This is a genomic window from Pseudomonas sp. SC3(2021) (assembly GCF_019856535.1).
In the GTDB taxonomy this organism is placed as follows: domain Bacteria; phylum Pseudomonadota; class Gammaproteobacteria; order Pseudomonadales; family Pseudomonadaceae; genus Aquipseudomonas; species Aquipseudomonas monsensis.
This window is the reverse complement of record NZ_CP082236.1, coordinates 3,729,232-3,755,000: the sequence shown is the minus strand read 5'-3', so window position 1 is coordinate 3,755,000 and position 25,769 is coordinate 3,729,232. Positions and strand designations below refer to the sequence as shown.

Genomic DNA, 25,769 nt, shown 5'->3' with positions numbered 1-25,769 from the left:
CTGTTAATAGCCATGGGGTCAATCCAGTCCGGCGCGTCTTTGGCCAAGAGCATGTTCCCGGTGGTAGGCGCCCAAGGCACCACCACGCTGCGATTAGTCTTCGCCAGTGTAATCATGTTGCTACTGCTGCGCCCATGGCGTGCCAGGCTGACCTCCAGATCATTGCGCACCGTGATCGTCTACGGCATGGCATTGGGTGGCATGAACTTCCTCTTCTATATGTCCCTGCGCACCGTGCCGCTGGGAATCGCGGTTGCGCTTGAGTTCACCGGTCCATTGGCGGTTGCCATCTATGCATCGCGTCGTGCCATCGACTTTCTATGGATCGGCCTCGCCGCCATCGGATTGCTGCTCTTGATTCCGACGGGCGCAACCTCCAGCGGGATTGATCTGCTGGGTGCCGGTTATGCGTTAGGGGCCGGCGTCTGCTGGGCGCTCTATATTCTGTTCGGTCAAAAGGCTGGGGCTGACAACGGCGTCACCACCGCGGCTCTAGGTGTAATGATCGCGGCACTGTTTGTTGCGCCGATCGGTATCGTGCATGCCGGCACTGCGCTGCTGACACCGTCACTGATACCTGTCGCCATTGGCGTCGCCATCTTGTCCACCGCCCTGCCCTACACCCTGGAAATGGTTGCACTCACGCGCATGCCCGCCCGTACTTTCGGTACGTTGATGAGCATCGAGCCTGCATTCGGCGCATTGTCTGGCCTGTTGTTCCTGCAGGAATACCTCTCACTGTCACAATGGATGGCCATCCTCTGCATTATTCTGGCTTCCGTCGGCGCCACCCTGACCATGGGCAGCGCCGCCAAACCTGCCATTGCGGCAGATTGAAGCGGGATTTCACGAAGGTCTGGCAATTGGCGCTCATTTAGGCCATGTTTAGGCCTTAACTTGATGCCATACATGGATTTTTCGAGCAGGGATTTGAAAGCGCTCAGAGCGCAAGCGAAGACAGGCAGACCCGAGCGTCAGACTCGCGGCCGCTATAAGGACGGTAATGAAACGAATTTTGATACTTATCGCTGTACTCGCGATTGCGGGCTGTGCGGCGACGTCGAAGACCCAGGTAAAACACGGCAAAAAAGGGCTGCATATCAATTGTTCTGGACTGTCGTCCTCTTGGGACAAGTGCTACACCAGCGCAGCCAACTCCTGCGCTCCAAAAGGCTACAAAGTCATCGCCAAGTCCGGAGACACCGTAGAAGAGCCGGGTGATTATCCGTTTGGCCTCAACCCTGCCGGTTATACCAGCCGCAGCATGATCGTCATTTGCAAATAGTTCAGCCCTGCCCGGCGAGCTGGCGACCGATTTCTTCATGGCTGGACTTCAGCACTTCGCGCTGAATGTCCGGCGTGGCCAGCATCCGCGCCACCACCAATGCCCCGACACACTGCGACAGAATCGACCACGCGAGGCTGTCGCTTTCCAGTATTTGCGCCCAGCTTTTCTGCAGCCGACAGATCCACAACTCGGCCTGCTCGCGCACCTGCAATTCGGAACGGGCGATTTCCGCGCCCAGCGCCGGCAACGCGCAGCCGGCCTCGGGGTGCTCAACATGAGACATGCTCAAATAGTGTTTGAGACAGCGCTCCAGTCGCGTCCGGTCCTGCGTGCCCTGCCCGCCCAGGCGCTCCAGGCTTTGACCCAGTTCGCGCTCAACGATGGCCGTAAACAACGCATCCTTCGAAGAGAAATGACTGTAGAACGCCGCGCCACTCAGTCCAATCGCCTTCATCAAGCCATCGACGCCTACCGTGGAAAACCCGGAACGCTTCGCCGAGAGCGCACTGCTGTGCAATAGCTTCTCCCGGGTTTCCTGTTTGTGACTGGCAGAGTAACGCATGAATGTGCCCCGAATTGCTCGTCTTGACGTTGCCCGGATCCTAGCATAACGTTCGTTCACTTAACGATCGTTTACTAAAGGGAATCCCCCATGAATAACAACAAGGTCGTATTGGTGGTCGGTGCAGGCGATGCGACGGGCGGCGCCATTGCCAGGCGTTTCGCCAGGGAAGGTTACGTCGCCTGTCTGACCCGACGCAGCGCCGACAAATTGCAGCCACTGGTAGAGGCGATTAATGCCGAAGGTGGCGAAGCCCACGGATTTGCCTGCGATGCGCGCAAGGAAGAAGACGTCATCGCACTGATTGAAGACATCGAAACCCGCTTGGGCCCAATCGAAGCGTTCGTCTTCAACATCGGCGCCAATGTGCCTTGCAGCATTCTCGAAGAAACCGCACGCAAGTATTTCAAGATCTGGGAAATGGCCTGTTTCTCAGGTTTCCTCAATGCCCGTGAAGTGGCCAAACGCATGGTCACCCGCCAACGCGGCACGATTCTGTTCACCGGTGCGACCGCCGGGCTGCGCGGCGCTTCCGGGTTTGCCGCCTTCGCCGGTGCCAAACATGGCATTCGCGCTCTGGCGCAAAGCATGGCGCGGGAGTTGGGGCCGATGAACATCCACGTTGCTCACGTGGTGGTGGACGGCGCCATCGACACCGACTTCATCCGCAACAGCTTCCCCGAAAAATACGCCACCAAGGATCAGGACGGCATACTCAATCCCGAACACATTGCCGAGAATTACTGGTATCTGCACAACCAGCCACGGGACGCGTGGACATTCGAGCTGGATCTGCGCCCATGGAACGAGCGCTGGTAAGCCCTACTTCATAACAATAAATAGAGAGAAGCGACGATGCGTAAAACCGTTGAGTTCTATTTCGACCTAGGGAGCCCGGCCACTTACCTGGCTTATACCCAGTTACCGAAACTGTGTGCCGAAACCGACAGCGAGTTGATTTACATCCCGATGTTGCTGGGAGGTGTGTTCAAGGCGACCGGTAACGCCTCTCCGGCGATGATTCCGGCCAAAGGCCGTTACATGTTTCAGGATCTGGATCGCTACGCCAAACGCTACGGCGTGCCGTTGACATTCAATCCGCACTTTCCGATCAACACGCTTATGTTGATGCGCGCCGTCACCGGTATCCAGTTGTGCCAGCCTGAACGCTTTCACGCGTTTATCGATTGCCTGTTCAACGCCTTGTGGGTCGAGGGCCTTCCTCTCGATGAGCCGGCGACCGTCGCGGCGCTGTTGAGCGAGCACGGCTTCGATCCCGCCGAAGTCCTGGCGTTGACCAATGACGAAACGGTAAAGGCTGCGCTGAAGGAAAATACCGAAACCGCCGTTAAACGCGGGGTTTTCGGAGCGCCGAGCATGTTTATCGGCAACCAGATGTTTTTTGGCCAGGATCGTCTGGACTTTGTCGAGCAGGCATTGCGCCAGCTTTAGCCCAAACCGGTGACTCAGGCGCTGGTGTCAGCGCCTGAGCTTCAGCCGGTCAGATGGCAGCGGTGCGGGTGTTCAGCCACTCGAGCGCAGGGCCCTCGAGCAGCGGGCTCAAACGCTCGCGAACTTCGGCGTGGTAAGCGTTAAACCACTGCTTTTCTTCCTGAGTCAGCAGTGACGGCAACAGGCAACGCGTGTCGATCGGGCACAGCGTCAAGGTTTCAAACTTGAGGAACTCGCCGAACTCGCTACTCCCGGCCTCGCGGTTCATCGCCAGGTTTTCGATGCGCACGCCCCAACGACCTGGACGATAAGTGCCGGGCTCGATGGAAGTGATCATCCCCGGCTGCATTGCCGTCTGCGGAGCGGGCGCCGCCTGATAGGCAATCACCTGCGGGCCTTCGTGAACATTGAGGAAATAGCCGACACCGTGACCGGTGCCATGACCGTAATCCACACTTTCTGCCCAGATCGGTGCACGGGCGATGGCGTCCAGCAGCGGCGACAGAATGCCTTTCGGAAAATGTGCCCGCGACAATGCGATGACGCCTTTCAACACACGGGTGCAATCGCGTTTCTGCTCTTCGGTCGGCGTACCGACCGGCACCATCCGCGTGATATCGGTGGTGCCGCCCAGGTATTGCCCCCCGGAGTCGATCAGCAACAGCCCATCCCCCTCGATCACCGCGTGTTCTTCTGCGGTGGCGTGATAGTGCGGCATCGCGCCATTGGCGTTGAAGGCGGCAATGGTATTGAAACTCAGCGATACATAATCCGGACGACGTTCACGGGCCGCGGTGAGTTTTTCGTCGATGGTCAGTTCGGTGATGCGCTCGCGGCCCCACGCCGATTCCAGCCAGGCGAAGAACTCACACAACGCGGCACCGTCCTGCTCCATCGCTTTGCGGATGTGCTGCGCGTCGGCTTCACTCTTTTGCGACTTGGCCAGTGTCGTCGGGTTGAGGCCTTCAACAAGTTTCACACCGCTGTCGAGGTTATCCAGCAAACCGCAGGTGACTCGCGCCGGGTCCACCAGCAGGCTTGCGCCACTCGGCACAGCGCGCATCGCATCGGCGACTTCGCTGTAATCGCGCAGCGTCACGCCATCCTTCTCCAGCACCGAGCGCAAATCAGCATCGACTTTGCTCAGTGCAACGAACAGCGTGGCGTGCTGTTGATTGATCAACGCAAACGAAACAAACACCGGGTTGAACGACACGTCGCCGCCGCGCAGGTTGAACAGCCAGGCGATGTCGTCGAGGGTGGCGATGAAATGCCAGTCAGCCCCGCGCTCCTGCAAGGTTTCGCGCAACCTGGCGAGTTTTTCGCCACGGCTGACGGTCGCCTGCGGCGGCAGATGTTGATAGATCGGTGCGTTTGGCAGGCTCGGGCGATCGCTCCAGACGTCATTCAACAGGTCGATATCGGTACGCAGACGGGCGCCACGCGCCTCGAGTTTACTGCTCAAGGTGCGCGCCGAGGCCACAGCCATGACCGCACCGTCGACCGCGACCACGCCCCCTTCCGGGGTCTGCTCGGCCAGCCAGTCCAACGGGCTCGGTTGACCCGGTTGCAATTTGACCAGCTCGATACCGCTGCCTTTGAGTTCCTTGGTCGCCTGCTCCCAGTAACGACTGTCGGCCCAGATACCGGCGAAATCAGGAGTGACAATCAAGGTGCCAACCGATCCGTGGAAACCCGAAAGCCATTGGCGGCCCTGCCAGTAACCTGGCAGATATTCCGACAAATGCGGGTCGGCGGACGGCACCAGCAGCGCGTGGATGCCTTCGCGACGCATCAGTTCACGGGTGTGCGCCAGGCGCTGGGGCACCGATCCTTCGGTCGAGGTCTGGGTACTCATCATGTCTCCTGCTAATCACTTCATCGTTATTGTTCGTCGCCGTCAGGCGGCTGGTTAATGCCCGGTCGCCCAGAATGCCGGAGCACTGGCGCAGGCGGTCTTGATCAGTTCGACAGCCTTGTCGATATCTTCGGCCGTGGTGAAACGGCCGAGGCTCAAGCGAAGGGTACGCGCGGCCAGTTGCGCGTCATGCCCCAGCGCCAACAACACGTGGGAAGGTGCGTTGCTCGCGGAGTTGCAGGCAGAGGTCGCTGAGAATGCAATCGAATGACTCAGCGCCGCGCTGTTGAACTCGCCTTCGCTGAACGTCAGGCTCAAGGTATGCGGAATGCGTTGGCTGGCGCTGCCATTGAGGCGCACGCCCGGCAGGCTCAGCAATTGCTCAAGCAGACGCTCGCGCAGGGCAACGATGGACTGTTTTTCTTCATCGAATGCTTCTGCAGCCAGGGCGAACGCGGCGCCCATGCCGGCAATCTGATGGGTCGCCAGGGTGCCGGAGCGCAAGCCGCCCTCGTGACCGCCACCGTGAATCTGTGCCTGCAAACGCTGCTGCGCCCGCGGGCCGACGTACAACGCACCAATGCCCTTGGGGCCATAGAGTTTGTGTGCCGAAAAGGACATCAAATCGACCGGCCAGCGCGCCAGGTCGATCTTCACTTTGCCCGCACCCTGCGCCGCATCGACATGGAACAAAGCCTCGCGGCCGCGCACGACTTCGCCAATGGCCTGCACATCGTTGACCGTGCCGAGTTCATTGTTGACCAGCATCAGCGACACCAGAAAGGTGTCATCGCGCATCGCTTCGCTGACCGCTTGCGGGGTGATCAGGCCATCGGCGTCCGGCACCAGATAAGTCACGGCGATGCCGGCGTCCTGCAACTGGCGGGCGGTATCGAGGATGGCCTTGTGTTCAATCTGACTGGTAATGAGGTGACCGCCGGACACGCCGCGAGCCTGGGCGACACCCTTGAGGGCGAGGTTGTTGGATTCAGTGGCACCGGAAGTCCAGACAATCTGCCGGGCCTCGGCGCCGACCAGTTCGGCGACTTGCCGCCGCGCCTGCTCGACCGTGTGCCGGGCCTGCTGGCCGAAGGCGTGGGAGCTGGAGGCCGGGTTGCCGAAGTTACCGTGAAAGCCCAGACACTCGATCATCACCTGGATGACCCGCTCGTCCACCGGAGTGGTGGCGGCGTAATCGAAATACAACGGACGTATGTTCATAAAAGACTCGCAGAGCGTGTTCCGGGATCAGGAGGCTCGTGTCTGCAAACGGCAAAGCGCAGCCTTGTGAGCTGCGCGTCGGTTCGAGAGCGTCATCAATACCTGATCGGATGCCGTTAAAGAAGAACAACTTCATTTAAAAGTGCGTAGGAACGCTCCTGAAGCCGAGCTTAACAGGCATCGGGCCGGCGGTTGAAGCAATGCGTCAGCTAAAGCTTTCGAGAAGTAACGGATACAACGAGATCACTAACAACGCCGCCATGCCCCAGTTGAACACGCGCAACCAGCGCGCCTCCTTCAGCACATTGCGCAACAGCGTGCCGCACGCCGCCCAGAGGCCGACACTCGGCAGGTTGATGATGGCGAACACCGCTGCGATGACCACGACATTGGTGAAGTAACCCTGCATTGGCGTGTAAGTGCTGATGGCACCGATGGCCATGATCCATGCCTTGGGATTGACCCACTGAAAGGCTGCTGCGCCGAGGTAGCTGATCGGTTTTGCCTCGCCGTCAGCGTTGTCTGCGACCGGCCCCGAATGGGCAATTTTCCAGGCCAGGTACAGCAGATACGCTGCGCCGACGTAACGCAGAACGCTGTAGAGCAGTGGATATGTCTGAAACACCGTGCCCAGGCCAAAGCCCACCGCGAGCACCAGCACGAAGAATCCACAGGTGATGCCGAGCATATGAGGGATGGTGCGGTTGAACCCGAAGTTAACGCCCGATGCCAGCAACATCGTGTTATTCGGCCCCGGGGTAATCGAGGTGACAAGGGCAAACAGGGCAAAGCCCAACAAAAGATCAAGCGAGAGGGTCATGGCAGCAATCCGGCAGGGTCATTCAGGTGTTGACCCTATCCCACGCGACGCGGCAAACCCACGGACAGTTAGCGAAAATTTCGAGCAGTACAATTTCTTTTCAGCTTGGACGGCCGTGCAACTGTACGGCACGCCCGGCGCTCATCTCACCCTTCTGGTCGAAACCGAGCGTCTTCTGTGGCTGACCGACTAATTGCGCTTTTTTCGCGTGGTATTCGTCGAAGGACAGTCCGCTGCGATTGAGCGCCTCCATCGCCAGTTCTCGGGATTCTTCTGCGGTGTAAGGGCGCAGTTCCGGGGATACATGGCTGGCACAACCGGCGAGTACGGAGACAGCGAGCAACAGGGAAACAGTCAGTAAGCGATTCATGGGGAGCGTCCTGGCGAGCAATGGGAGTCGATGGACAAAGGCTACGCCCGCCCCCGCTCGCGCAAAAATCAACACGCTCAATAGTGGCTATCAGAAAATCCACAGAAGCGTCGCATATCTCCGAAAGCTCTATAAATATCAATTAAGGTTCTTTTGCGGAATAACAAACAGCCTTTATAAATCCCTGCATGCCTTGGCGACTGTTGCTCCAGCAACTGTTGCCTAGCCAACAGTCATTCAACAAAGCCACCTGATACTCACACAGCAGATCATCACGATAACGCTCAACGCCCCGTAAACCGGGCTCTCCAGGAATTGGTACAGCGTTTGCTCAAGTCCGGTGACTTACTCACTGCTCGTTGAGCAACTGTTGAAAAAGGAACTGAACATGTCGCGTCCCCTGAAAGTCGTCGCCCTCTCCGGCGGCACCTGGCGTCCGTCCCGTACCCTGGTGCTGACCCAGGCGCTGATCGCCGAACTGGCCGGGCATTTGTCGATCGAGAGTCATCTGATCGAACTCGGCGACATCGCCCGTCCGCTCGGCGGCGCCCTTTCGCGTCAGGAGTTGAGCGCCGAAGTCGAGGCCGAACTGCGCGCCATCGAACAGGCCGACCTGTTGATTGTTGCGGCGCCGGTTTATCGCGGGTCCTACCCGGGTCTGCTCAAGCATCTGTTCGACCTGATCGACCTCAACGCACTGATCGACACCCCAGTCCTGTTAGCCGCCACCGGTGGCAGCGAACGCCATGCGCTGGTGCTCGATCACCAGTTGCGCCCGCTGTTCAGCTTCTTCCAGGCAGTCACCCTGCCGATCGGCGTTTATGCCACCGAGGCCGATTTTGTCGATTACCAGATCACCAGCGAACCGCTGAAGGCACGTATCCGTCTCGCCGCCGAACGCGCCGCGCCGCTGTTCGCCACACAAATCAAACCGTTGCTGAAGATCGCTTAAGGAGCTGTTCATGGATGTTTTCTGGTTCCTGCCGACCCACGGTGACGGCCATTATCTGGGCACGACACAAGGCGCCCGCCCGGTCACCCTCAATTATCTGAAACAAGTGGCCCAGGCCGCTGACAGCCTCGGCTATCACGGCGTGTTGATTCCCACCGGGCGCTCCTGCGAAGACTCGTGGGTGATCGCGTCGGCGCTGGTGCCTTTGACCGAACGCCTGCGCTATCTGGTGGCGATCCGACCGGGGATCATTTCACCCACTGTCTCGGCGCGCATGGCGGCAACGCTGGACCGACTGTCCAACGGCCGCCTGTTGATCAACGTCGTGACCGGTGGCGACCCGGATGAGAACCGTGGTGACGGCAGTTTCCTCAGTCACAGCGAACGCTATGAAGTCACTGACGAATTCCTGCAGATCTGGCGCAGGGTGTTGCAAGGTGAGGCGGTGGATTTCGAGGGCAAGCACCTGAAAGTGCAGAACGCCAAAGCGCTGTACCCACCGGTGCAGAAACCTTACCCGCCGCTGTACTTCGGCGGTTCGTCCGACGCGGCCCATGACCTGGCCGCCGAACAGGTCGATGTCTACCTGACCTGGGGTGAACCACCCGCCGCCGTCGCGGAAAAACTCGCTGATGTGCGCGAACGCGCCGCGCGGCACGGACGCAAGGTCAAGTTCGGCATTCGCCTGCATGTGATCGTGCGCGAGACCGCCGAAGAGGCGTGGAAAGCCGCGGACAAGCTGATTGAACACATCAGTGACGAAACCATTGAAGCCGCGCAGAAATCCTTCTCGCGTTTCGACTCCGAGGGTCAGCGGCGCATGGCGGCGTTGCACGATGGCCGTCGCGACAACCTCGAAATCGCGCCAAACCTGTGGGCCGGTGTCGGTCTGGTGCGCGGCGGTGCCGGTACCGCGCTGGTCGGCGATCCGCAACAAGTGGCGACGCGGATCAAGGAATACGCGGACCTGGGCATCGAGAGTTTTATCTTTTCCGGTTATCCGCACCTGGAAGAGGCTTACCGTTTTGCCGAACTGGTGTTCCCACTGTTGCCGGAACCTTACGCGAGCCTGGCCGGGCGCGGCGTGACCAACCTCACCGGGCCGTTTGGCGAAATGATCGCCAATGATGTGCTGCCCACCAAGTCCTGACCCGCGCCCACAGAGGGACTGCAATCGATTTCGAGGAACACCGTGTGACTGCCAAACCGCAAAGTACCCTGCTTTCCCCACTTCAGACCGCCCGCCAACTGGCCGCCGAATTTGCCCTGACAGCCGTCGAGCGCGACGAACGTGGCGGCACGCCGAAGGCTGAGCGCGATGCCCTGCGCGACAGTGGCCTGCTGGCGCTGAGCATTCCCGTTCGCTACGGCGGCCTCGGCGCGAGCTGGAGCGAAACCCTGCAGATCGTGCGCGAGTTCGCCAAGGTCGACAGCTCCATCGCCCACGTCTTCGGTTTTCATCACTTGATGCTCGCCACCGTGCGCCTGTTTTCCCGCCCGGAACAATGGCAACCCTGGTTCGAACAGACGGCGCGGCAGAATTGGTTCTGGGGCAATGCGCTCAATCCCCTCGACACCCGCACCGTGGTTAAGGATCTCGGCGGCTGGCGCGAGTTTTCCGGGAAGAAAAGCTTCTGCTCCGGCGCCAGCGACTCGCAGATGCTGATCGCCTCGGCGGTGGATGAAAACGCCGGCGGCAAGTTGCTGATCGCAGCGATCCCCAGCGGGCGCAGTGGCATCACCCTGCACGATGACTGGAACAACATCGGCCAGCGCCAGACCGACAGCGGCAGCGCAACGTTCGAACGGGTGCGGGTCGAGGAGTCGGAATTGCTCCTCGATCCCGGCCCGCTGAGCACACCGTTCGCCTGCCTGCGGCCGTTGATCGCGCAACTGACCTTCACCCACATGTTTCTCGGCATCGCCGAAGGCGCTTTCGAGGAAGCGCGGCAATACACCCTCAAGGAAACCCGGCTGTGGCACAAATCGTCGGCCCGCGATGTGCGCGAAGATCCTTACGTGCTCGCCCATTACGGCGAATTCTGGGTCGCCCTGGAAGGCATCCGCCTGCTGGTCGAGCGCGCCGCGGCATTGCTCGATGCCGCGTGGGCCAAGGGTGCGAGCCTCAGCGCTGAAGAGCGCGGCCATGTCGCCACCGCGATTGCCACGGCCAAAGTCGCGGCCAGCCGCCAGGGCCTGGAGATCTGCAGCCGTCTGTTCGAGGTGACCGGCGCGCGTTCCACCCATGCCTCGCTGCGCCTCGACCGCCACTGGCGCAACCTGCGTACGCAAACCCTGCACGACCCGCTGGATTACAAACTCCACGAGTTGGGCGACTGGGCGCTGAACCAGTCCCTGCCAGTGCCGACGTTCTACTCCTGATCCTGCCTCTATAAGGACGCGCCCATGCAACTGCTGACCCTACCGCCCTCACCCGCCCTGGCGACGTCGATTCGCGCTACCGCGCAGGTGTTCGAAGACCCGAAATCCCAGGCATTGCTCGCGCACCTGCAACAGGTCGCGCCGAGCGAGGCCAGCGTGCTGATCATCGGCGAGACCGGCACCGGCAAGGAATTGGTGGCGCGGCATATTCATAACCTGAGCCATCGCCGTCATCGTCCATTCATCGCCGTCAATTGCGGAGCGTTTTCCGAATCGCTGGTGGAAGCCGAATTGTTCGGTCACGAAAAAGGCGCGTTCACCGGCGCCCTGAGCGCCAAGGCCGGCTGGTTCGAGGAAGCTGATGGCGGCACCTTGTTCCTTGACGAAATCGGCGATCTGCCGATGGCGATTCAGGTGAAGTTGTTGCGCGTGTTGCAGGAGCGCGAGGTGGTGCGCCTCGGTTCGCGCAAGAGCATTCCCATCGACGTGCGGGTGCTGGCGGCCACCAACGTGCAACTGGAGAAGGCCATTAATGCCGGCAACTTTCGCGAAGATCTGTATTACCGGCTCAATGTGGTCAATCTGGAACTGAGTCCGTTGCGCGAACGGCCCGGCGATATCCTGCCGCTGACCCGGCATTTCATCGAGGCCTACAGCCAGCGTCTGGGTTACGGCCGCGTCAATATCAGCCCCGGCGCCGAGCACAAACTGCGCGCCTACGGCTGGCCGGGTAACATCCGCGAGCTGGAAAACGTCATCCATCACACCTTGTTGATCTGCCGCAACGGCGTGATCGAGCGTGATGATCTACGCCTGTCAAACCTGCGCATCGAGCGACCGGACGATCACCACAGCAGTGCCGACGATTCACCGGAAGCCTTGCTGGAACAAGCCTTTGAAAAGCTCTTCGCGCAACAGGCCGGTGCGTTGCACGAAAAAGTCGAAGACGCCTTGCTGCGCGCCGCTTATCGCTTCTGCCATTACAACCAGGTGCATACGGCGGCGCTGCTCGGTCTGAGCCGCAACGTCACGCGCACGCGCCTGATCAAGATCGGTGAACTGGCGGTGAACAAGCGGCGACATAGCGAGAACCTGCAAGGTGAGCGTTTGATCCAGTTGTCGATCTAGCCGACCAGGTTGCAGTGCAGCGCATCGTCGTGACTGCGGGCAATGCTGCTCAGCACCTGGAAGGAGTTGAACGTGATGGTCCGCGCGTGATGGGCGTGGATCAGTTGCCAGAAGTCTTGCTCGCCGCTTTCGAAACTGCGAAACGCGGCCTCTCCCGCCTCACGACTCTGCCATTGCAGAAAGCTCAGCACACGCCGGCCATCGTCGCTGGCCTGCACACTGGCGCTGACGAAACCGTCGTAACGCTGGGCCAGGCGTTCGGTCTGCACCGACAGCGCGCTGACCAGAGCCGGTTGCTGACGGGGTTCGATTTCAAATTCGATCAATTGGGTAAAGCTGCGGTTTTTCATGGAAAGCCCCCTCTCGGCGTTAGACGAATCTTGCGACTCGAAGGCCTGCAGGGTAAAACCTCTAGTTAAGTCAAGGTCAAGAGCATTTTGCAATGATCACCAAGGAAAACGTACACAAGCCGCTCACCGTCGGCGAAGTCGCGGCCCGCAGCGGCGTCGCGGTCACGGCCCTGCACTTTTATGAATCGAAGGGACTGATCAAGAGCCAGCGCAATGCGGGCAATCAGCGGCGGTATCCACGGGCGGTGTTGCGGCGGGTGGCATTGATCAAAGTCGCCCAGCGTCTGGGCATCCCCCTGGCGGAGATTGGCGAGGCGCTGAAGCGGCTCCCGGAGGATCGCGCCCCGACGGCGGCGGACTGGAAGGTTTTGTCCGAGCAATGGCGGCAGGAACTGGATGAGCGGATCAACCAACTGACCCTGCTGCGCGACCGGCTCACCGGTTGCATCGGCTGTGGGTGTCTGTCGATGGAGGCGTGTCCGCTGCGCAATCAGGGCGATGTGCTGGGGGAACAGGGGCCGGGGGCGCATTTTCCCGTCGAGCCTTAATCGTTCGTTGTGGCGAGGGAGCTTGCCACAAGGTCAACGTGAGCGTGGCCTTGCGGGTGCTGCTCGTCGGTTGAAAATCCTGGCCGTCAGGACAGTTCTATAGTGATTCTTCCGGAAAACCGGTGAAGCCCATTTATAGAACAACAATCAGGGAGAACGTCATGAGCGTCAAACCCATTCCCGAGGGGTATCACAGCATCACCCCGTATCTCGGCATCCATAAGGCCACCGAAGCCATCGACTTCTACAAAAAAGCCTTCGGTGCCACCGAAGTCATGCGTCTGGACATGCCCGACGGCCGAATCGGCCATGCGGAGCTGCGCATCGGCGACAGCGCGATCATGCTCGGTACGCCTTGCGATCAGGGGCCGTTGAGCGGCCCGGACAACGCGGTGTCGGTCGGTTTGCATCTGTATGTCACCGATGTCGACAAATCATTTCAACGGGCACTCGACGCCGGGGCGACGACGGTGTCCGAGGTCAAGGATCAGTTTTACGGGGATCGCAGCGGGACGTTGAAGGATCCCTATGGGCACCTGTGGTTTCTCGCTTCGCGCAAGGAAGATCTGACCGAAGCGCAGATTCGGCAGCGGGCGCTGGAGATGTTTCAGCAAGGCTGAGTTTGTTCGGCGCCAGCAATGGCCTCTTCGCGGGCAAGCCCGCTCCCACAAGGGAACGCATTCCAAATGTGGGAGCGGGCTTGCCCGCGAAGAGGCCGGCACACGCAACACACTTCATGAACCGCCACACCACGCTTCCCGTATTGCCCCCAGCGCCACACCCTTTCAGGATGCATCCAACAAGAACCCTGAAAAAGGATCAGCCCGATGTTTGCCGGATTTCTCAAGGACCAGCGCCACGTCAACGGCGTCGACATTGCCTGCCGCGTCGGCGGCAGCGGACCGGGCCTGTTGCTGCTGCACGGTCACCCGCAAACCCACGTGATCTGGCACAAGATTGCCGAGCAACTGGCCGAACACTTCACCGTGGTCGCCGCCGATCTGCGCGGCTATGGCGACAGCGCTCGCCCCGCCGCCGATGAGCTGCACCGCAATTACTCGAAACGCGAAATGGCCCGCGACAATGTCGAGTTGATGCAAGCGCTGGGCTGCGAGCGGTTTTCGATACTCGCCCACGACCGGGGCGCGCGGGTCGCCCACCGCCTGGCCCTCGATCACCCGGATGCCGTGCAGCGCATGATGCTGCTCGATATCGCGCCGACCCTGTCGATGTACACGCAGACCAACGAAGCATTTGCCCGCGCCTACTGGCACTGGTTCTTCCTGATCCGCCCGGCGCCATTGCCGGAAACCCTGATCGAAGCCGATCCCGAGGCTTATCTGCGCAGCGTGATGGGCAGCCGCAGTGCCGGGCTCAAGCCGTTCACCGACGAGGCTTTTGCGGAATATCGACGCTGTCTGCAACGACCGGGCAGTGCCCGCGGCATCTGCGAAGACTATCGCGCCAGCGCCGACATCGACTTGCAGCACGACCGCGCCGACATCGCCGCCGGACACCACCTGAAGTTGCCGCTGCGCGTGTTGTGGGGCGCCGAAGGCACCGTCGGGCGTTGCTTCGATCCGCTCAAGGAATGGCAGCAGGTGGCAGCCAACGTCAGCGGCCAGGCGTTGCCCGCCGGCCACTACCTCGCCGAAGAAGTCCCGGAACTGTTGCTCGCCGAAGCGCTGACCTTTTTGCGCTGACCGCCGCTTCGCCCTGACCTGAACCGTTTCCTGCCACGGGCCTCGACTGGCCCGTGCGGGATCGTCATGCCCGAAATCCGTCTCGAGATAATAACAATGACTATTCGAAAACTACTGGGAACCCTTTATGTACAGGTGCTCGTCGCCATCGCCCTCGGCGTGCTGATCGGCCATTACTGGCCGCAGGCCGGAGTCGAACTCAAGCCGCTGGGTGACGGTTTCATCAAACTGATCAAGATGATCATCGGCCCGATCATCTTCTGCACGGTGGTCTCCGGCATCACCAGCATGCACGACGTGAAACAGGTCGGCCGGGTCGGCGGCAAAGCGTTGCTGTACTTCGAAGTGGTGTCGAGCCTCGCCCTGGTGATCGGCATCCTTGCCGCGCATTTGCTGCATCCCGGCGCCGGTTTCAACATTGACGTGAAGACCCTCGACTCCTCGGCGATTGCCGGTTTTGTCGGTCAGGCCGAGCACGGCGAGGGCATCACCGGGTTTCTGCTGCATGTGATTCCGACGACGTTTTTCGACGCGTTCTCCAAGGGAGAAATTCTCCCGGTGCTGTTCGTTTCGGTGCTGTTTGGCGTGGCGCTGGTGATGGTCGGTGAAAAGGGCCGGCCGCTGGTGGGCATCATCAATCAGGCCAGTGAAGTGTTCTTCCGCATTGTCGGCATGATTGCCCGGGTGGCACCGATTGGCGCGTTCGGCGCGATTGCCTTCACCATTGGCAAGTATGGGGTCGGCTCGCTGCTGCCGTTGTTGAAGCTGATCGGCACGTTCTACCTGACCGCGTTTATCTTCGTGGCCTGCGTGCTCGGCGCGATCGCGCGGTACGCCGGATTCAGCATTTTCAAACTGCTCGGCTATATAAAGGCTGAACTATTGATCGTGCTCGGCACCAGCTCTTCCGAATCAGCGTTGCCACAACTGATCCAGAAACTGGAAAGCCTGGGCGCCTCGAAAGGCGTGGTCGGCATCGTGGTGCCGACCGGTTACACCTTCAACCTGGATGGCACCAACATCTATATGACCCTGGCGGTGTTGTTCCTTGCCCAGGCGACCAATATCGACTTGTCGCTGGAACAGCAGCTGACCTTGTTGGCGGTGGCCATGCTCACCTCCAAAGGTGCGGGCGCCGTGGTCGGCGCCGGATTTGTCGCGCTGGCGGCGAGCCTGGCCGTGGTGCCGACCGTGCCGGTGGCGGCGATGGTGCTGATCCTCGGCGTCGACCGTTTCATGGCCGAATGCCGTTCACTGACCAACATCATTGGCAACGCGGTTGCTGCATTGGTCATCGCCGTGTGGGAGGGTGAACTGGATCGCGACAAACTCGCGCCCATCGCCCTCAAGTCCGGCCGTCATGCCAGTGCCGCCAAAGCCAGAGTTGCCACCGAGTAATCGCCGCCAACGGCAATGCTATTCTGGCGGCTTGTGCCGCCAGTGTTCGTTTTTGACATGTCCCAGAAGAAAGACACCGTGCCCCTGCCCGAAGACCTGCGTGTGCTGCTCACCGTGATCCGCCAGAACGGCTTCGCCGCCGCGGCCGATGAGTTGGGCCTGTCACCGGCCTACGTCAGCAAACGCATCCAGATTCTCGAAACCACCCTCGGCACTCGCCTGCTGCACCGCACCAGTCGTCGTGTCTCGCTGACCGAGGACGGCGAACGGGTGCAGCGCTGGGCGTTGCGCATTCTCGATGACTTTCAGCAACTGCACGACGAACTGTCCGACGCGCACGACAGCCCACGTGGGCGTTTACACATCTGCAGCAGTTTCGGTTTCGGGCGCAATCACGTGGCACCCGCGGTGTCGTTGCTGGCGGAACGTTATCCGCACCTGGAAATTCGCCTCGACCTGTTCGACCGGGTGGTGGACATCATCAACGAAGGCTTCGACCTGGAGATCCGCGTTGGCGATGACATTCCCGGCCAGCACCTCGGCCGGCGTCTGGCCAGTAACCGGCGGGTGCTGTGCGCCGCCCCCGGTTATCTGCAACGTCGCGGCACACCGCAGACCCTGGATGAACTGCAACAGCACGATTGCCTGGTGATCAAGGAGCGCGACAACGCCTTCGGCATCTGGAATCTGGATCGCGATGGCGGGCAAGAGAGCGTGCGGGTCAGTGGGCCGTTGTCGTCAAACAACGGCGAGATTGTCTTGCAATGGGCGCTGGACGGACGCGGGGTGTTGCTGCGCTCACTGTGGGATGTGAAACCGCTGCTGGCGCAAGGGCGGCTGGTGCAGGTGCTGGAGGACTACAGCCAGAGCGCGAACGTCTGGGCGGTGTACCCGACGCGGCTGGCGCATTCGGGAAAATTGCGCGCGTGCGTAGAGTTCTTGCAGGAACATTTCAAAGGGTTATCGCTGTAGCCCCGACACCACAACCCTCCCTGTAGGAGTGAGCCTGCTCGCGATAGCGATGGATCAGTCAGGACCGTTGTACCTGACACACCGCCATCGCGAGCAGGCTCACGCCTACAAGGGATATCAGGAAAGCCAAGGGTTGTTGGCCAGGTGCTGGCGTTCGAAATCTTTGATCTGTTCGCGGCGTTGCAAGGTGCTGCCGATGGCGTCCAGCCCGAGCAGCAGCGCGGTTTTGCGCAAAGTGTCGATCTGGAACCCGATCACGCTGCCATCCGCCAGGGCAATGTGTTGCGCCTCCAGATCAATGCTGATCCGCGCCGTTTCAGGCTGCCCGACAAGCGCTCCGATCCGCTGTACCTGCGCGCCGTCCAGGGTAATCAACAACACCCCGTTGCGCTGGCAGTTATCAAAAAAGATCCCGGCAAAACTGCTGCCGATCAGCGCGCGAATGCCCATTTGCTGCAAGCCCCACACCGCGTGTTCACGGCTGGAACCACAGCCGAAGTTAGGACCGACCACCAGGAAACTCGCACCCTGCCACGCAGGCTGGTTCAGCACGAATGCGGGATCGGGCGTGCCATCCGGCCGGAATCGCAGGTCGAAAAACAATCCGCGATCCAGCCCCTGACGGTCGATGCCTTTGAGAAACTGCTTGGGCATGATCACGTCGGTGTCGACGTTGGCCGCCAGCAATGGCGCGGCCTGGCCGCTGACGTGGGTGAAGGGTTGCAGGCTCATGGGCGTTCTCCAAAGTGGCGGATGTCGGTGAGACAACCGCGGATCGCGGCGGCGGCGACCATCGCCGGGCTCATCAGGTGGGTACGCGCACCGGCACCCTGACGGCCTTCGAAATTGCGGTTGGTGCTGGAAGCACAGCGGTCGCCGGGGGCGAGCACGTCATCGTTCATCGCCAGGCACATCGAACAACCGGACTGACGCCATTCGAACCCCGCGTCGATAAAGATCTGCGCCAGGCCTTCAGCTTCGGCCTGGGCGCGCACCTCACTGGAGCCGGGCACGATCATCGCCCGCACATGCCCGGCCACTTGCTGACCACGCACAACACTGGCGGCATCGCGCAGGTCTTCGATCCGGGCGTTGGTGCATGAGCCAATAAAAGCGTGGCTGATGACGATATCGCTCAGCGCCATGCCCGGTTCCAGGCCCATATAGTTGAGGGCGCGGCGCATGTCCTGACGCAGGATCGGATCGCTGACGGTTTGCGGATCGGGCACTCGCGCGCCCATCGGGGCAACCTGGTCCGGACTGGTGCCCCAAGTGACCATCGGTTCCAGTTCACGGGCATCGAGGTGGATTTCCCGGTCAAACAGCGCCCCGGGATCACTGCGCAATTCGCGCCACGTCTTCAGGCCTTGTTCCCACAGCTCACCTTGCGGCGCACGTGGTTTGCCTTTGAGATAAGCGAACACTTTCTCATCCGGGGCCATGAAAGCGCCGCGGGCGCCGGCCTCGACCGCCATGTTGCAGATGGTCATGCGGGCTTCGACGCTCAGGGCATCAATGGTCGCCCCGCAGAACTCGATGGCGTAACCGGTGGCCCCGGACGCGCCGATCCGGCCGATCAGCGCCATGATCAGGTCTTTCGACGTCAGGCCCGGTGCCAGCTCGCCATCGACGGTCACTCGCAGGCTTTTCAGGCGTTTATAGACCAGGGTCTGCGAGGCCAGCAGGTGCTCGATCTCGGAGGTGCCGATGCCGAAACCGAATGCACCCAGCGCGCCGTAGGTCGTGGTGTGGCTGTCGCCAGCGGCAATGACCATGCCCGGCAGGATGAAACCCTGCTCCGGGGCGATCACATGTTCGATGCCCTGGCGCTTGTCGAGGATGTCGAGCAGTTCGATCCCGAAGTCACGGCAGTTTTCCGCCAGATACGACACCTGCCGCGCCCCGCCGGCATCGGGCATAGCGGCGACCCGTAGCGGCGCCGTCGGGTTGACGTGATCGACCACCGCCAGCGCCGTGCCCGGCCGCCAGACCGTGCGGCCGGCAGCCCGCAAACCGCTGAAGGCCTGCGGGCTGGTGTATTCGTTGATCACCTGCCGGTCGATATAGAGCAGCACGTGGCCCTGATCGTCGAGGCGGCACACCGTGTGCGAGTCGATATGTTTGTCGTAGAGGGTTCTGGGGGTCATCAAAGCGCTCACTCAAGGAAACCGTGTGGTTTCCATCATAGGGAGCGGGGGCTGGCCATCAATCGGCGGACAGTGATGGCGCAGATCATGAATCGTGTTCAATCCCGGCCTCGAACGCCCCCTGTGGGAGGGCATCGAGCGAACTGCGAAACATTTACTTTCATATCCTTTATCGGGATTTGCCTCGCTCATCCGTCCTATAGAGATGCAGGCCGTTCGCGTAGGCAAAAGCCACGACCGGTCTTTCGGGGAATGCCGTGCTGCGAAGCCCGTAGCCACGCGCCCTTTCACCGCTATCAAGACGCGCAATCATGTCGAAGAAATCCCGCTCCAAACTGTGGTTCCTGGTGCATAGCTGGCTGGCGTTACCGATCTGGTTTTTTGTGTTGATCGTCTGTGTCACCGGCACATTGGCGGTGGTCAGTCAGGAAATCGTCTGGCTGGCCAACCCGCAAATGCGCGCCAGCCCGCCGTCGGACGACGCCCCACGGCTCAGCTACGACGAGGTTCTGGCGGCGATCAAAACCGCCGAGCCGCAAACCCTGGTGCAAAGCATCAGCCGGCCGGACGAGTCGCACTTTGCCCTGGACGTTGAAGTCAGCTACCCCGACGGGCGCTCGCTGACGGTCTACGTCAATCCGTACACCGGGGTGATCCAGGGCACCGCGCCCAGCTTCGATTTCAAAGCCTTCACCCGCGCCCTGCATGGCTGGTGGCTGGTGCCGTTCACCAACGGCTACAGCTGGGGCTGGTACCTGGTGTCATTCCTCGGCGTGCCGATGCTGGTGTCGTTGATCACCGGCCTGGTGGTCTACAAAAAATTCTGGAAAGGCTTCCTGCGCCCGACCCTGCGAGTGCGCCATGGCGCCCGGATCTTCTGGGGCGACTTCCATCGGTTGTGCGGCATCTGGTCGATCTGGTTCATCGCGGTGATCTCCATCACCGGCATCTGGTTCCTGATTCGCGCGATTCTGTTCGACAATCAGATTTCCATCTCCAGCGAGCCGATCATTCCGGCGATGTCCCGTGAGAGCGTGCCGATTTCCGCGGCCGGCACACCGCCACCACGGATCAGCCTGGACCGGGCCGTCGAAATCGCCCAGCAGAAGATTCCCGGGCTGGAAGCCAGTTTCGTCAGCCTGCCGGGCAATGCCTACAGCCACATGAGCGTCGGTGGACGCGGCTGGTATCCGCTGATGTTCCAGACCGCCACGCTCAACCCGTACAACGGCGACATGGCCGCTTCACGGTTGCTCTCCGATCGTTCCTCGCTGGAGTTCGTCACCGAATCGATGCGCCCGCTGCACACCGGTGACTTCGGCGGTATCTGGATCAAGCTGATCTGGTTCTTCTTCGGCCTGCTGCTGAGCCTGATGGTACTCAGCGGCCTGCTGATCTGGACCAAGCGCACCGCCCTGGCCACGGCCAACGCGCTCAAGCGCGAGGACAAGAAAAACCGCATCAAGGCGCAACCGGTCATGAGCCGTGAACCTTCGGAGGCCAGCCTGTGAGCAAGTCCAAGGCGACCACGCCACCTTCGCCCCTGTCACGCTTGTGGCGCAAATGGCGTTTCCACATCAATGTCCTGCTGTTGTTGATCCCGCTGGGCTTCATGCCCAAGTACTTCGCCGACGCCTCGCTGTTTCGCGGCGACAGCGGTCTCGGGCAACGGGAAATCGGCGACATCCAGGTCGGTCCGTGGAGCCTGCGCCTGGCCGAACTGCGCAACGAAGCGCCGGTACTCACTGGCCCGGCCGGCTACATGAAGAACTTCAGCGCCGCGCTCTGCGACACCTGCATCGAGCAGGTCAAGGCCACCTACCTGCGCATCGGCAAGCCACGCAGCCTGCGCGCCGCCGGCACCATTTTCTTCGGCACCCCCTACCGCATGGGCACGCAAATGCCGATCCCGGAAAAGACCCGTCCCGACGCCGAACTGTGGATCACCATGGAAGGCTGGGACGGCAGCATGCATCAGGCCTCGATCCCATTGAGCCAGGCCTCCCCCGCCACGCTGGCCTGGCTGAACAAACAAGGAGCCAAACCATGACCCGCTCTCAACGCTCTCTGCGCCTGCGGTTGAGTGCCGCCCTGCTGGTGCTCGGCGCCGGTTTCAGTACCGGCGCCCTGGCGCATAACCCGATGTGCGAGTGCAAAGCCATCGACGCTGAGCAGATCAGATGCACCGGCGGTTTTTCCGACGGCAGCGGTGCGCCAGGGGTGACCCTCGATGTGATCGGTTATGACGAGACCATTCTGGTACCGGGCAAACTGGGTGCCGATTCGACCCTGACCTTCAAGAAGCCCGGTGCCGAATTCTACGTGCTGTTCGACGCGGGCCCCGGCCACGTGGTCGAGATCGACCAAGCCGATATCGAGGCCCCATGACGAAGCCAACCATACACATCGTGCGCCCGGCCGGCGCCGGGCATGAAACCCTCAATGTGCTGCTGTTGTGCCTGCTGATTCTGGCGATTGCCGGTTCGGTGGTGGCGTGGCGCGGGGTGGACCATGAGCCGGAGCCGGTCGCCAGCAACCAGCTGGACGCCCGCCGCGATCTCAGCGCCGCCGAGCAAGGCATCTATGCCGACCTGCGGGTGACGCTGGACGAAATTCGCCTGCTGCGCGAAGAACAGCACACCCTGCCGACTCCGCAAAATCTTGCCGATGAAGGATTCGCGCCGTTTGCCCAGGATGCCAGTTCGGTCAGTCGCGGCGGCCACGCCTGGCAATTGCTGGCGGACAGCGCCTATTTCGGCCATAGCCAGACGCCTGCCGTCGCCGGTTCGTTCGTGATGCTGCCCGGCGCCGACGCGCAGGCCGCGCCGGACATCTGGCTCAACCGTGACGCGGCCGTGCAAACCCCGAAACAGCTGGACGCCGCCGCCCTGTCCGCTGCCGGCTGGAAACAGATCGTCGCGCAATTCGATGCCGGGGTTACCCGCGAACATCGCCATTGATCCTTCGCCCGCATTCGAGAGAAGACCGTTTGCCCATGTCTATTTCATCCCCTCGCCGTCCGTTGTTGCGTCTGTTTCTGGCTGGCCTTTGCGCCTGCCTGCTGAGCCCGCTGGTCAGCGCCGATCCGGCCAAGCGCCTGCGCATCGGCATCACCCTGCACCCTTATTACAGCTACGTGGCGAACATCGTCGGCGACAAGGCCGACGTGGTGCCGCTGATTCCCGCCGGCTTCAACCCGCACGCCTACGAGCCCCGGGCCGAAGACATCAAACGCATCAGCGGACTGGACGTGATCGTGCTCAACGGGGTCGGCCATGACGACTTCGCCGACCGCATGATCGCCGCCAGTGAAACGCCGAACATCAAGACCATCGAAGCCAACGAAAACGTGCCGCTGCTGGCCGCCACCGGCACCGCCGCGCGCGGGGCCGGCAAAGTGGTGAATCCGCACACGTTCCTGTCAATCAGCGCGTCCATTGCCCAGGTCAACAACATCGCCCGCGAACTGGGCAAGCTCGACCCGGACAACGCCAAGACTTACACCCAGAACGCCCGCGCCTACGGCAAACGCCTGCGGCAGATGCGCGCCGACGCACTGGCCAAACTGACCCAGGCGCCGAACGCCGAACTGCGCGTGGCCACGGTGCACGCGGCTTACGACTACCTGCTGCGCGAGTTTGGTCTGGAAGTGACCGCCGTGGTCGAACCGGCTCACGGCATCGAGCCGAGTCCGAGCCAATTGAAAAAGACCATTGATCAACTGCGCGAACTCGACGTGAAAGTGATCTTCTCGGAGATGGACTTCCCGTCGACGTACGTCGAAACCATCCAGCGTGAGTCCGGCGTCAAGCTGTACCCGCTGTCGCACATTTCCTATGGCGAATACACCGCCGACAAATACGAAAAGGAAATGACCGGCAACCTCAACACCGTGGTGCGGGCGATTCAGGAGTCCGGCGCATGACTTCCAAAGAAAACCTGATCGCCGAAAACACCGAAACCCCGGTGGGAACGAGCTTGCTCGCGAAGGCGCCAGATCTGCCGACATCATTGTTGAATGACACACCGCATTCGCGGGCAAGTCGAATCGTTGCACCGTCGCTCCCACAGGTTTCGGGGCCGACGCTGGAATTTGCGCAGGTCAGTCTGACGCTCGGCCGCACAACCATTCTCGACAACGTCAGCTTCCAGGTGCAGCCCGGCAGCGTGCACGCACTGGTGGGCCCCAACGGCGGCGGCAAGAGTTCGCTGATCAAGACCTTGCTCGGGCAGATGCCGCATCAGGGCCAGCTCAGCCTGCAATGGCCCGGCGCGCCCGGCACCATCGGTTACGTGCCACAAGCATTGGAGTTCGATCGCGGCTTGCCAATGACGGTCGACGATTTCATGGCCGCCATGTGCCAGCGTCGCCCGGCGTTTCTCGGTTTGAGCAAGCACTACGCCGGCGCCATCGGTGAAGCGCTGGAACGCGTCGGCATGCAGGACAAACGCAAACGCCGCATGGGCGCCTTGTCCGGTGGCGAACGGCAGCGCGTGCTTCTCGCCCAGGGTTTGATCCCGGCGCCGCAATTGCTGGTCCTCGATGAGCCGATGTCAGCCCTCGATGAAGCCGGGATTCAGGTGTTCGAACGCCTGCTCGCAGACTGGCGTGCCGCAGGCATTACCGTGTTGTGGATCGAGCATGACCTGGAAGCCGTTGGCCGTCTGGCCAATCGCGTCACCGGTCTCAACCGTCGCGTGCTGTTCGATGCCACGCCGCAACAGGCACTGACCCCGGAACGCCTGCTGACCTTGTTCTCGACCCATCCACGGAGTGGTGCCTGATGAGTTACGAAGCCTTCCGTTTGATGGTCCAGGGTTGGGCCTCGTCCGGTTATCTGCCGGAAGCATTGGCCTACGGTTTTGTCGTCAATGCGCTGCTTGCCGGGCTGTTGATCGGTCCGGTACTCGGCGGCCTTGGCACGCTGGTGGTGGTCAAGCGCTTTGCGTTTTTCTCTGAAGCGGTCGGCCACGCGGCGCTGACCGGCGTGGCCATCGGCATTCTGCTTGGCGAACCCTACACCGGGCCGTACGGCAGCCTGTTCGGTTACTGCCTGTTGTTCGGCATTCTGCTTAATTACCTGCGCAACCGCACCGGCCTGGCGCCGGACACCTTGATCGGCGTGTTCCTCTCGGTATCGCTGGCCCTGGGGGCGAGCCTGCTGCTGATTCTGGCGGGCAAGATCAACGTGCACATTCTGGAAAATGTGCTGTTCGGCTCGGTACTGACGGTCAATGGCAATGATCTGGCGGTGCTGGCCATCGTCGGTTCGCTGGTCATGGCCCTGGCGCTGCCGCTGTACAACCGCATCATGCTCGCCAGTTTCAACCCGCAACTGGCGGCGGTACGTGGCGTGGCCGTGAAGACCCTGGATTATCTGTTCGTGATTCTGGTGACGCTGATCACCGTCGCCGCAGTGAAAGTGATCGGTGCGATTCTGGTCGGCGCCCTGCTGGTGATTCCCGCCGCCGCTGCGCGTTTGCTCAGCCAGTCGCTGAAAGGCTTTTTCGGGTGCTCGGTAGTGATCGCCACGGTCAGCACCTTGTGCGGGATTCTGGCGCCGATCGTGTTCGATCTGCCGATTCCGTCCGGCGCCGCGATCATTCTGGTCGCCGGCATTGCCTTCGCCCTCGCCGCCATCGCGCGCGGGGTTGTCCCGAGCCTGAAAGGGAACCTTGGATAAATGACTTTTTCTCTGCGAAAACTGACCCTGGCCATCACGCTGTGCGGTGTGGTCGGCACACCGTTGCTGGCGGCCGAAAACGCCAAGCCCCTGCGCGTGCTGGCCTCGTTGCCGATCACTTACGGCTTGGGTGAAGTGCTGCTCAAAGGCACTGACGTCAACCTTGAACGTGCGGCGCCGGCAAACCTGCCGGGCAGTCGTCAGACCGCGTACTTCACCGGTCGTGGTGCTCCGGCGCTGGGCAAACTGGCGACCGATGCCGATGCCGTGATCGGCGTGCGCTCGCTGTGGGCCGATGATCCGCTGTACCCGATCGCTCGGCGCAGCAATATCCGCATCGTTGAAGTCGACGCCGCGCGCCCGGTGGACGGCGCCCTGCCCGGCATTGCCGTGCAACCGGGCCTGAAGGTTGATGGCCTGAACAGTCAGCCCTGGCTGGCGAGCAATAACATGGGGCGCATGGCCGACGTGATGGCGGCGGACCTGGTGCGCCTGGCCCCTAGCGCCAAGCCTGCCATCGAGGCGAATCTGGCGGCATTGAAACAGCGCCTGCTGAAACTCAGTGCCGACAGTGAGGCGCGTCTGGCCAGCGCTGACAATCTGAGCGTGATGAGCCTCAGCGATCACTTCGGTTATCTGATCGGCAGCCTCAATCTGGAGCTGATCGGCCAGGATCCTCGACCGGATGCGGAGTGGACGGCAGAGGATCTGAAGAAACTCACGACAACGCTCAAGGACAACGATGTCGCGGTGGTGCTGCATCATCGCCAGCCTTCGGAGCCGGTGAAAGCGGCGATTGCCGAATCGGGTAGTCGTCTGGTGGTGTTGAGCACCGATGCGGCGGATCCGGTGGCGGAGCTTGAGGGTAATGTGGATTTGCTGCTCAAAGGTCTGAGCGGGGCTTAGTTTCAGCCGAAACCGCGTTACCGTTCAT

At 61.3% G+C, this 25,769-nt stretch carries 29 protein-coding genes (1 of these 29 running past the window's edge); 21 read left to right on the top strand and 8 right to left on the bottom strand.

Annotated elements, in window-relative coordinates; translation table 11 throughout:
- Positions 1-837: the 3' portion of a threonine/homoserine exporter RhtA gene (gene rhtA, locus K5Y35_RS16815; RefSeq protein ID WP_128615674.1), read on the top strand. The gene continues 51 nt to the left of window position 1, outside the view; 837 of the gene's 888 nt are visible here — the last part of the coding sequence; its start codon lies off the left edge, out of view; its stop codon occupies positions 835-837.
- 166 nt (positions 838-1,003) lie between these two features.
- Entirely contained in the window at positions 1,004-1,285 is a 282-nt protein-coding gene (locus K5Y35_RS16810) for a hypothetical protein (protein ID WP_123466364.1), read from the top strand.
- Position 1,286: 1 nt separating this feature from the next.
- On the opposite strand, the gene K5Y35_RS16805 is transcribed toward K5Y35_RS16810, so the two are convergent.
- Positions 1,287-1,850 carry a TetR/AcrR family transcriptional regulator gene (locus K5Y35_RS16805; RefSeq protein WP_222832393.1) on the bottom strand — a complete coding sequence of 188 codons (564 nt, stop codon included), beginning with the start codon at positions 1,848-1,850 and terminating at the stop codon, positions 1,287-1,289.
- 90 nt (positions 1,851-1,940) lie between these two features.
- On the opposite strand from K5Y35_RS16805, the gene K5Y35_RS16800 reads away from it, so the two are divergent.
- Together K5Y35_RS16800 and K5Y35_RS16795 are read left to right on the top strand one after the other, a co-directional pair.
- Complete coding sequence (locus K5Y35_RS16800) at positions 1,941-2,669, top strand: SDR family oxidoreductase (RefSeq protein ID WP_123466368.1); 729 nt, start codon at positions 1,941-1,943, stop codon at positions 2,667-2,669.
- 36 nt (positions 2,670-2,705) lie between these two features.
- The gene (locus K5Y35_RS16795; RefSeq protein WP_222832392.1) at positions 2,706-3,302 is read left to right on the top strand and encodes a 2-hydroxychromene-2-carboxylate isomerase; all 597 of its coding nucleotides are present in this window, start codon (positions 2,706-2,708) and stop codon (positions 3,300-3,302) included.
- A 49-nt stretch (positions 3,303-3,351) separates the two neighbouring features.
- Here K5Y35_RS16795 and K5Y35_RS16790 read toward each other — a convergent pair whose 3' ends face one another.
- The 4 genes from K5Y35_RS16790 to K5Y35_RS16775 all read right to left on the bottom strand — a co-directional run bounded on the left by K5Y35_RS16790 (position 3,352) and on the right by K5Y35_RS16775 (position 7,571).
- Complete coding sequence (locus K5Y35_RS16790) at positions 3,352-5,160, bottom strand: aminopeptidase P family protein (protein WP_222832391.1); 1,809 nt, start codon at positions 5,158-5,160, stop codon at positions 3,352-3,354.
- Positions 5,161-5,214: 54 nt separating this feature from the next.
- Positions 5,215-6,381 carry an aminotransferase class V-fold PLP-dependent enzyme gene (locus K5Y35_RS16785; RefSeq protein ID WP_222832390.1) on the bottom strand — a complete coding sequence of 389 codons (1,167 nt, stop codon included), beginning with the start codon at positions 6,379-6,381 and terminating at the stop codon, positions 5,215-5,217.
- A 205-nt stretch (positions 6,382-6,586) separates the two neighbouring features.
- Positions 6,587-7,201 (bottom strand): LysE family translocator, encoded by a 615-nt coding sequence (locus K5Y35_RS16780; protein ID WP_123466376.1) that lies wholly within the window; start codon positions 7,199-7,201, stop codon positions 6,587-6,589.
- 100 nt (positions 7,202-7,301) lie between these two features.
- Entirely contained in the window at positions 7,302-7,571 is a 270-nt protein-coding gene (locus tag K5Y35_RS16775; RefSeq protein WP_186746360.1) for a hypothetical protein, read from the bottom strand.
- Between the two features lie 388 nt (positions 7,572-7,959).
- On the opposite strand from K5Y35_RS16775, the gene msuE reads away from it, so the two are divergent.
- The 4 genes from msuE to K5Y35_RS16755 are packed head-to-tail and all read left to right on the top strand — an operon-like array spanning position 7,960 to position 12,033.
- Positions 7,960-8,523 (top strand): FMN reductase, encoded by a 564-nt coding sequence (gene msuE, locus K5Y35_RS16770; protein WP_222832389.1) that lies wholly within the window; start codon positions 7,960-7,962, stop codon positions 8,521-8,523.
- 10 nt (positions 8,524-8,533) lie between these two features.
- Positions 8,534-9,673, top strand: a complete 1,140-nt coding sequence (gene ssuD / locus K5Y35_RS16765) for an FMNH2-dependent alkanesulfonate monooxygenase (protein ID WP_222832388.1) — start codon at positions 8,534-8,536, stop codon at positions 9,671-9,673.
- Positions 9,674-9,717: 44 nt separating this feature from the next.
- Positions 9,718-10,905 (top strand): acyl-CoA dehydrogenase family protein, encoded by a 1,188-nt coding sequence (locus K5Y35_RS16760; protein ID WP_222832387.1) that lies wholly within the window; start codon positions 9,718-9,720, stop codon positions 10,903-10,905.
- A gap of 24 nt (positions 10,906-10,929) precedes the next feature.
- Positions 10,930-12,033 (top strand): sigma-54 interaction domain-containing protein, encoded by a 1,104-nt coding sequence (locus tag K5Y35_RS16755; protein WP_222832386.1) that lies wholly within the window; start codon positions 10,930-10,932, stop codon positions 12,031-12,033.
- On the opposite strand, the gene K5Y35_RS16750 is transcribed toward K5Y35_RS16755, so the two are convergent.
- Positions 12,030-12,383 (bottom strand): antibiotic biosynthesis monooxygenase, encoded by a 354-nt coding sequence (locus tag K5Y35_RS16750; protein WP_123466389.1) that lies wholly within the window; start codon positions 12,381-12,383, stop codon positions 12,030-12,032. The two genes, K5Y35_RS16755 and K5Y35_RS16750, sit on opposite strands and share 4 nt — an antisense overlap.
- Before the next feature lie 92 nt (positions 12,384-12,475).
- On the opposite strand from K5Y35_RS16750, the gene soxR reads away from it, so the two are divergent.
- From soxR to K5Y35_RS16725, 5 genes are all read left to right on the top strand, one after another.
- The gene (gene soxR / locus K5Y35_RS16745) at positions 12,476-12,931 is read left to right on the top strand and encodes a redox-sensitive transcriptional activator SoxR (RefSeq protein ID WP_123466391.1); all 456 of its coding nucleotides are present in this window, start codon (positions 12,476-12,478) and stop codon (positions 12,929-12,931) included.
- Positions 12,932-13,092: 161 nt separating this feature from the next.
- Positions 13,093-13,551, top strand: a complete 459-nt coding sequence (locus K5Y35_RS16740) for a VOC family protein (RefSeq protein ID WP_186746370.1) — start codon at positions 13,093-13,095, stop codon at positions 13,549-13,551.
- Positions 13,552-13,758: 207 nt separating this feature from the next.
- Entirely contained in the window at positions 13,759-14,634 is an 876-nt protein-coding gene (locus tag K5Y35_RS16735) for an alpha/beta fold hydrolase (protein ID WP_222832385.1), read from the top strand.
- Between the two features lie 96 nt (positions 14,635-14,730).
- Positions 14,731-16,032: a dicarboxylate/amino acid:cation symporter gene (locus K5Y35_RS16730; protein ID WP_222832384.1), complete on the top strand. Its 1,302-nt coding sequence runs from the start codon at positions 14,731-14,733 to the stop codon at positions 16,030-16,032.
- Between the two features lie 57 nt (positions 16,033-16,089).
- The gene (locus K5Y35_RS16725) at positions 16,090-17,004 is read left to right on the top strand and encodes a LysR substrate-binding domain-containing protein (protein ID WP_185015805.1); all 915 of its coding nucleotides are present in this window, start codon (positions 16,090-16,092) and stop codon (positions 17,002-17,004) included.
- Between the two features lie 117 nt (positions 17,005-17,121).
- Here K5Y35_RS16725 and leuD read toward each other — a convergent pair whose 3' ends face one another.
- Both leuD and leuC read right to left on the bottom strand, forming a co-directional pair.
- Positions 17,122-17,736, bottom strand: a complete 615-nt coding sequence (leuD, locus tag K5Y35_RS16720) for a 3-isopropylmalate dehydratase small subunit (protein ID WP_222832383.1) — start codon at positions 17,734-17,736, stop codon at positions 17,122-17,124.
- The gene (gene leuC, locus K5Y35_RS16715; RefSeq protein WP_222832382.1) at positions 17,733-19,151 is read right to left on the bottom strand and encodes a 3-isopropylmalate dehydratase large subunit; all 1,419 of its coding nucleotides are present in this window, start codon (positions 19,149-19,151) and stop codon (positions 17,733-17,735) included. The genes leuD and leuC overlap by 4 nt, the downstream gene beginning before the upstream one ends.
- A 311-nt stretch (positions 19,152-19,462) precedes the next feature.
- On the opposite strand from leuC, the gene K5Y35_RS16710 reads away from it, so the two are divergent.
- Genes K5Y35_RS16710 through K5Y35_RS16675 form a run of 8 tightly spaced genes read left to right on the top strand, consistent with a single transcriptional unit; the run spans position 19,463 to position 25,741 of the window.
- Positions 19,463-20,662, top strand: a complete 1,200-nt coding sequence (locus K5Y35_RS16710; RefSeq protein WP_186746380.1) for a PepSY-associated TM helix domain-containing protein — start codon at positions 19,463-19,465, stop codon at positions 20,660-20,662.
- The gene (locus tag K5Y35_RS16705) at positions 20,659-21,201 is read left to right on the top strand and encodes a thiamine pyrophosphate-binding protein (protein ID WP_186746382.1); all 543 of its coding nucleotides are present in this window, start codon (positions 20,659-20,661) and stop codon (positions 21,199-21,201) included. Before K5Y35_RS16710 ends, K5Y35_RS16705 begins: the two co-directional genes overlap by 4 nt.
- Entirely contained in the window at positions 21,198-21,539 is a 342-nt protein-coding gene (locus tag K5Y35_RS16700; RefSeq protein ID WP_123466408.1) for a hypothetical protein, read from the top strand. The genes K5Y35_RS16705 and K5Y35_RS16700 overlap by 4 nt, the downstream gene beginning before the upstream one ends.
- A complete protein-coding gene (locus tag K5Y35_RS16695; protein ID WP_123466410.1) occupies positions 21,536-22,111 on the top strand; it encodes a DUF6162 family protein in 576 nt (191 codons plus the stop codon). Before K5Y35_RS16700 ends, K5Y35_RS16695 begins: the two co-directional genes overlap by 4 nt.
- 35 nt (positions 22,112-22,146) lie before the next feature.
- Positions 22,147-23,076: a metal ABC transporter substrate-binding protein gene (locus tag K5Y35_RS16690; protein WP_222832381.1), complete on the top strand. Its 930-nt coding sequence runs from the start codon at positions 22,147-22,149 to the stop codon at positions 23,074-23,076.
- On the top strand, positions 23,073-23,936 hold the full coding sequence (locus K5Y35_RS16685; RefSeq protein ID WP_261991198.1) for a metal ABC transporter ATP-binding protein: 864 nt from the start codon (positions 23,073-23,075) through the stop codon (positions 23,934-23,936). The genes K5Y35_RS16690 and K5Y35_RS16685 overlap by 4 nt, the downstream gene beginning before the upstream one ends.
- Entirely contained in the window at positions 23,936-24,835 is a 900-nt protein-coding gene (locus K5Y35_RS16680; RefSeq protein ID WP_123467302.1) for a metal ABC transporter permease, read from the top strand. Before K5Y35_RS16685 ends, K5Y35_RS16680 begins: the two co-directional genes overlap by 1 nt.
- Complete coding sequence (locus tag K5Y35_RS16675; protein ID WP_222832380.1) at positions 24,836-25,741, top strand: metal ABC transporter substrate-binding protein; 906 nt, start codon at positions 24,836-24,838, stop codon at positions 25,739-25,741. It abuts the gene before it with no gap.
- The last annotated feature ends 28 nt before the right edge of the window (positions 25,742-25,769 follow it).

Excerpts from the sequence above, each read along its gene's own strand:
- K5Y35_RS16810 (WP_123466364.1), top strand. The coding sequence starts at position 1,004 with ATGAAACGAATTTTGATACTTATCGCTGTACTCGCGATTGCGGGCTGT.
- K5Y35_RS16805 (WP_222832393.1), bottom strand. The coding sequence starts at position 1,850 with ATGCGTTACTCTGCCAGTCACAAACAGGAAACCCGGGAGAAGCTATTG.
- K5Y35_RS16800 (WP_123466368.1), top strand. The coding sequence starts at position 1,941 with ATGAATAACAACAAGGTCGTATTGGTGGTCGGTGCAGGCGATGCGACG.
- K5Y35_RS16795 (WP_222832392.1), top strand. The coding sequence starts at position 2,706 with ATGCGTAAAACCGTTGAGTTCTATTTCGACCTAGGGAGCCCGGCCACT.
- K5Y35_RS16790 (WP_222832391.1), bottom strand. The coding sequence starts at position 5,160 with ATGAGTACCCAGACCTCGACCGAAGGATCGGTGCCCCAGCGCCTGGCG.
- K5Y35_RS16785 (WP_222832390.1), bottom strand. The coding sequence starts at position 6,381 with ATGAACATACGTCCGTTGTATTTCGATTACGCCGCCACCACTCCGGTG.
- K5Y35_RS16780 (WP_123466376.1), bottom strand. The coding sequence starts at position 7,201 with ATGACCCTCTCGCTTGATCTTTTGTTGGGCTTTGCCCTGTTTGCCCTT.
- K5Y35_RS16775 (WP_186746360.1), bottom strand. The coding sequence starts at position 7,571 with ATGAATCGCTTACTGACTGTTTCCCTGTTGCTCGCTGTCTCCGTACTC.
- msuE (WP_222832389.1), top strand. The coding sequence starts at position 7,960 with ATGTCGCGTCCCCTGAAAGTCGTCGCCCTCTCCGGCGGCACCTGGCGT.
- ssuD (WP_222832388.1), top strand. The coding sequence starts at position 8,534 with ATGGATGTTTTCTGGTTCCTGCCGACCCACGGTGACGGCCATTATCTG.
- K5Y35_RS16755 (WP_222832386.1), top strand. The coding sequence starts at position 10,930 with ATGCAACTGCTGACCCTACCGCCCTCACCCGCCCTGGCGACGTCGATT.
- K5Y35_RS16750 (WP_123466389.1), bottom strand. The coding sequence starts at position 12,383 with ATGAAAAACCGCAGCTTTACCCAATTGATCGAATTTGAAATCGAACCC.
- soxR (WP_123466391.1), top strand. The coding sequence starts at position 12,476 with ATGATCACCAAGGAAAACGTACACAAGCCGCTCACCGTCGGCGAAGTC.
- K5Y35_RS16740 (WP_186746370.1), top strand. The coding sequence starts at position 13,093 with ATGAGCGTCAAACCCATTCCCGAGGGGTATCACAGCATCACCCCGTAT.
- K5Y35_RS16735 (WP_222832385.1), top strand. The coding sequence starts at position 13,759 with ATGTTTGCCGGATTTCTCAAGGACCAGCGCCACGTCAACGGCGTCGAC.
- K5Y35_RS16730 (WP_222832384.1), top strand. The coding sequence starts at position 14,731 with ATGACTATTCGAAAACTACTGGGAACCCTTTATGTACAGGTGCTCGTC.
- K5Y35_RS16725 (WP_185015805.1), top strand. The coding sequence starts at position 16,090 with ATGTCCCAGAAGAAAGACACCGTGCCCCTGCCCGAAGACCTGCGTGTG.
- leuD (WP_222832383.1), bottom strand. The coding sequence starts at position 17,736 with ATGAGCCTGCAACCCTTCACCCACGTCAGCGGCCAGGCCGCGCCATTG.
- leuC (WP_222832382.1), bottom strand. The coding sequence starts at position 19,151 with ATGACCCCCAGAACCCTCTACGACAAACATATCGACTCGCACACGGTG.
- K5Y35_RS16710 (WP_186746380.1), top strand. The coding sequence starts at position 19,463 with ATGTCGAAGAAATCCCGCTCCAAACTGTGGTTCCTGGTGCATAGCTGG.
- K5Y35_RS16700 (WP_123466408.1), top strand. The coding sequence starts at position 21,198 with ATGACCCGCTCTCAACGCTCTCTGCGCCTGCGGTTGAGTGCCGCCCTG.
- K5Y35_RS16695 (WP_123466410.1), top strand. The coding sequence starts at position 21,536 with ATGACGAAGCCAACCATACACATCGTGCGCCCGGCCGGCGCCGGGCAT.
- K5Y35_RS16690 (WP_222832381.1), top strand. The coding sequence starts at position 22,147 with ATGTCTATTTCATCCCCTCGCCGTCCGTTGTTGCGTCTGTTTCTGGCT.
- K5Y35_RS16685 (WP_261991198.1), top strand. The coding sequence starts at position 23,073 with ATGACTTCCAAAGAAAACCTGATCGCCGAAAACACCGAAACCCCGGTG.
- K5Y35_RS16680 (WP_123467302.1), top strand. The coding sequence starts at position 23,936 with ATGAGTTACGAAGCCTTCCGTTTGATGGTCCAGGGTTGGGCCTCGTCC.
- K5Y35_RS16675 (WP_222832380.1), top strand. The coding sequence starts at position 24,836 with ATGACTTTTTCTCTGCGAAAACTGACCCTGGCCATCACGCTGTGCGGT.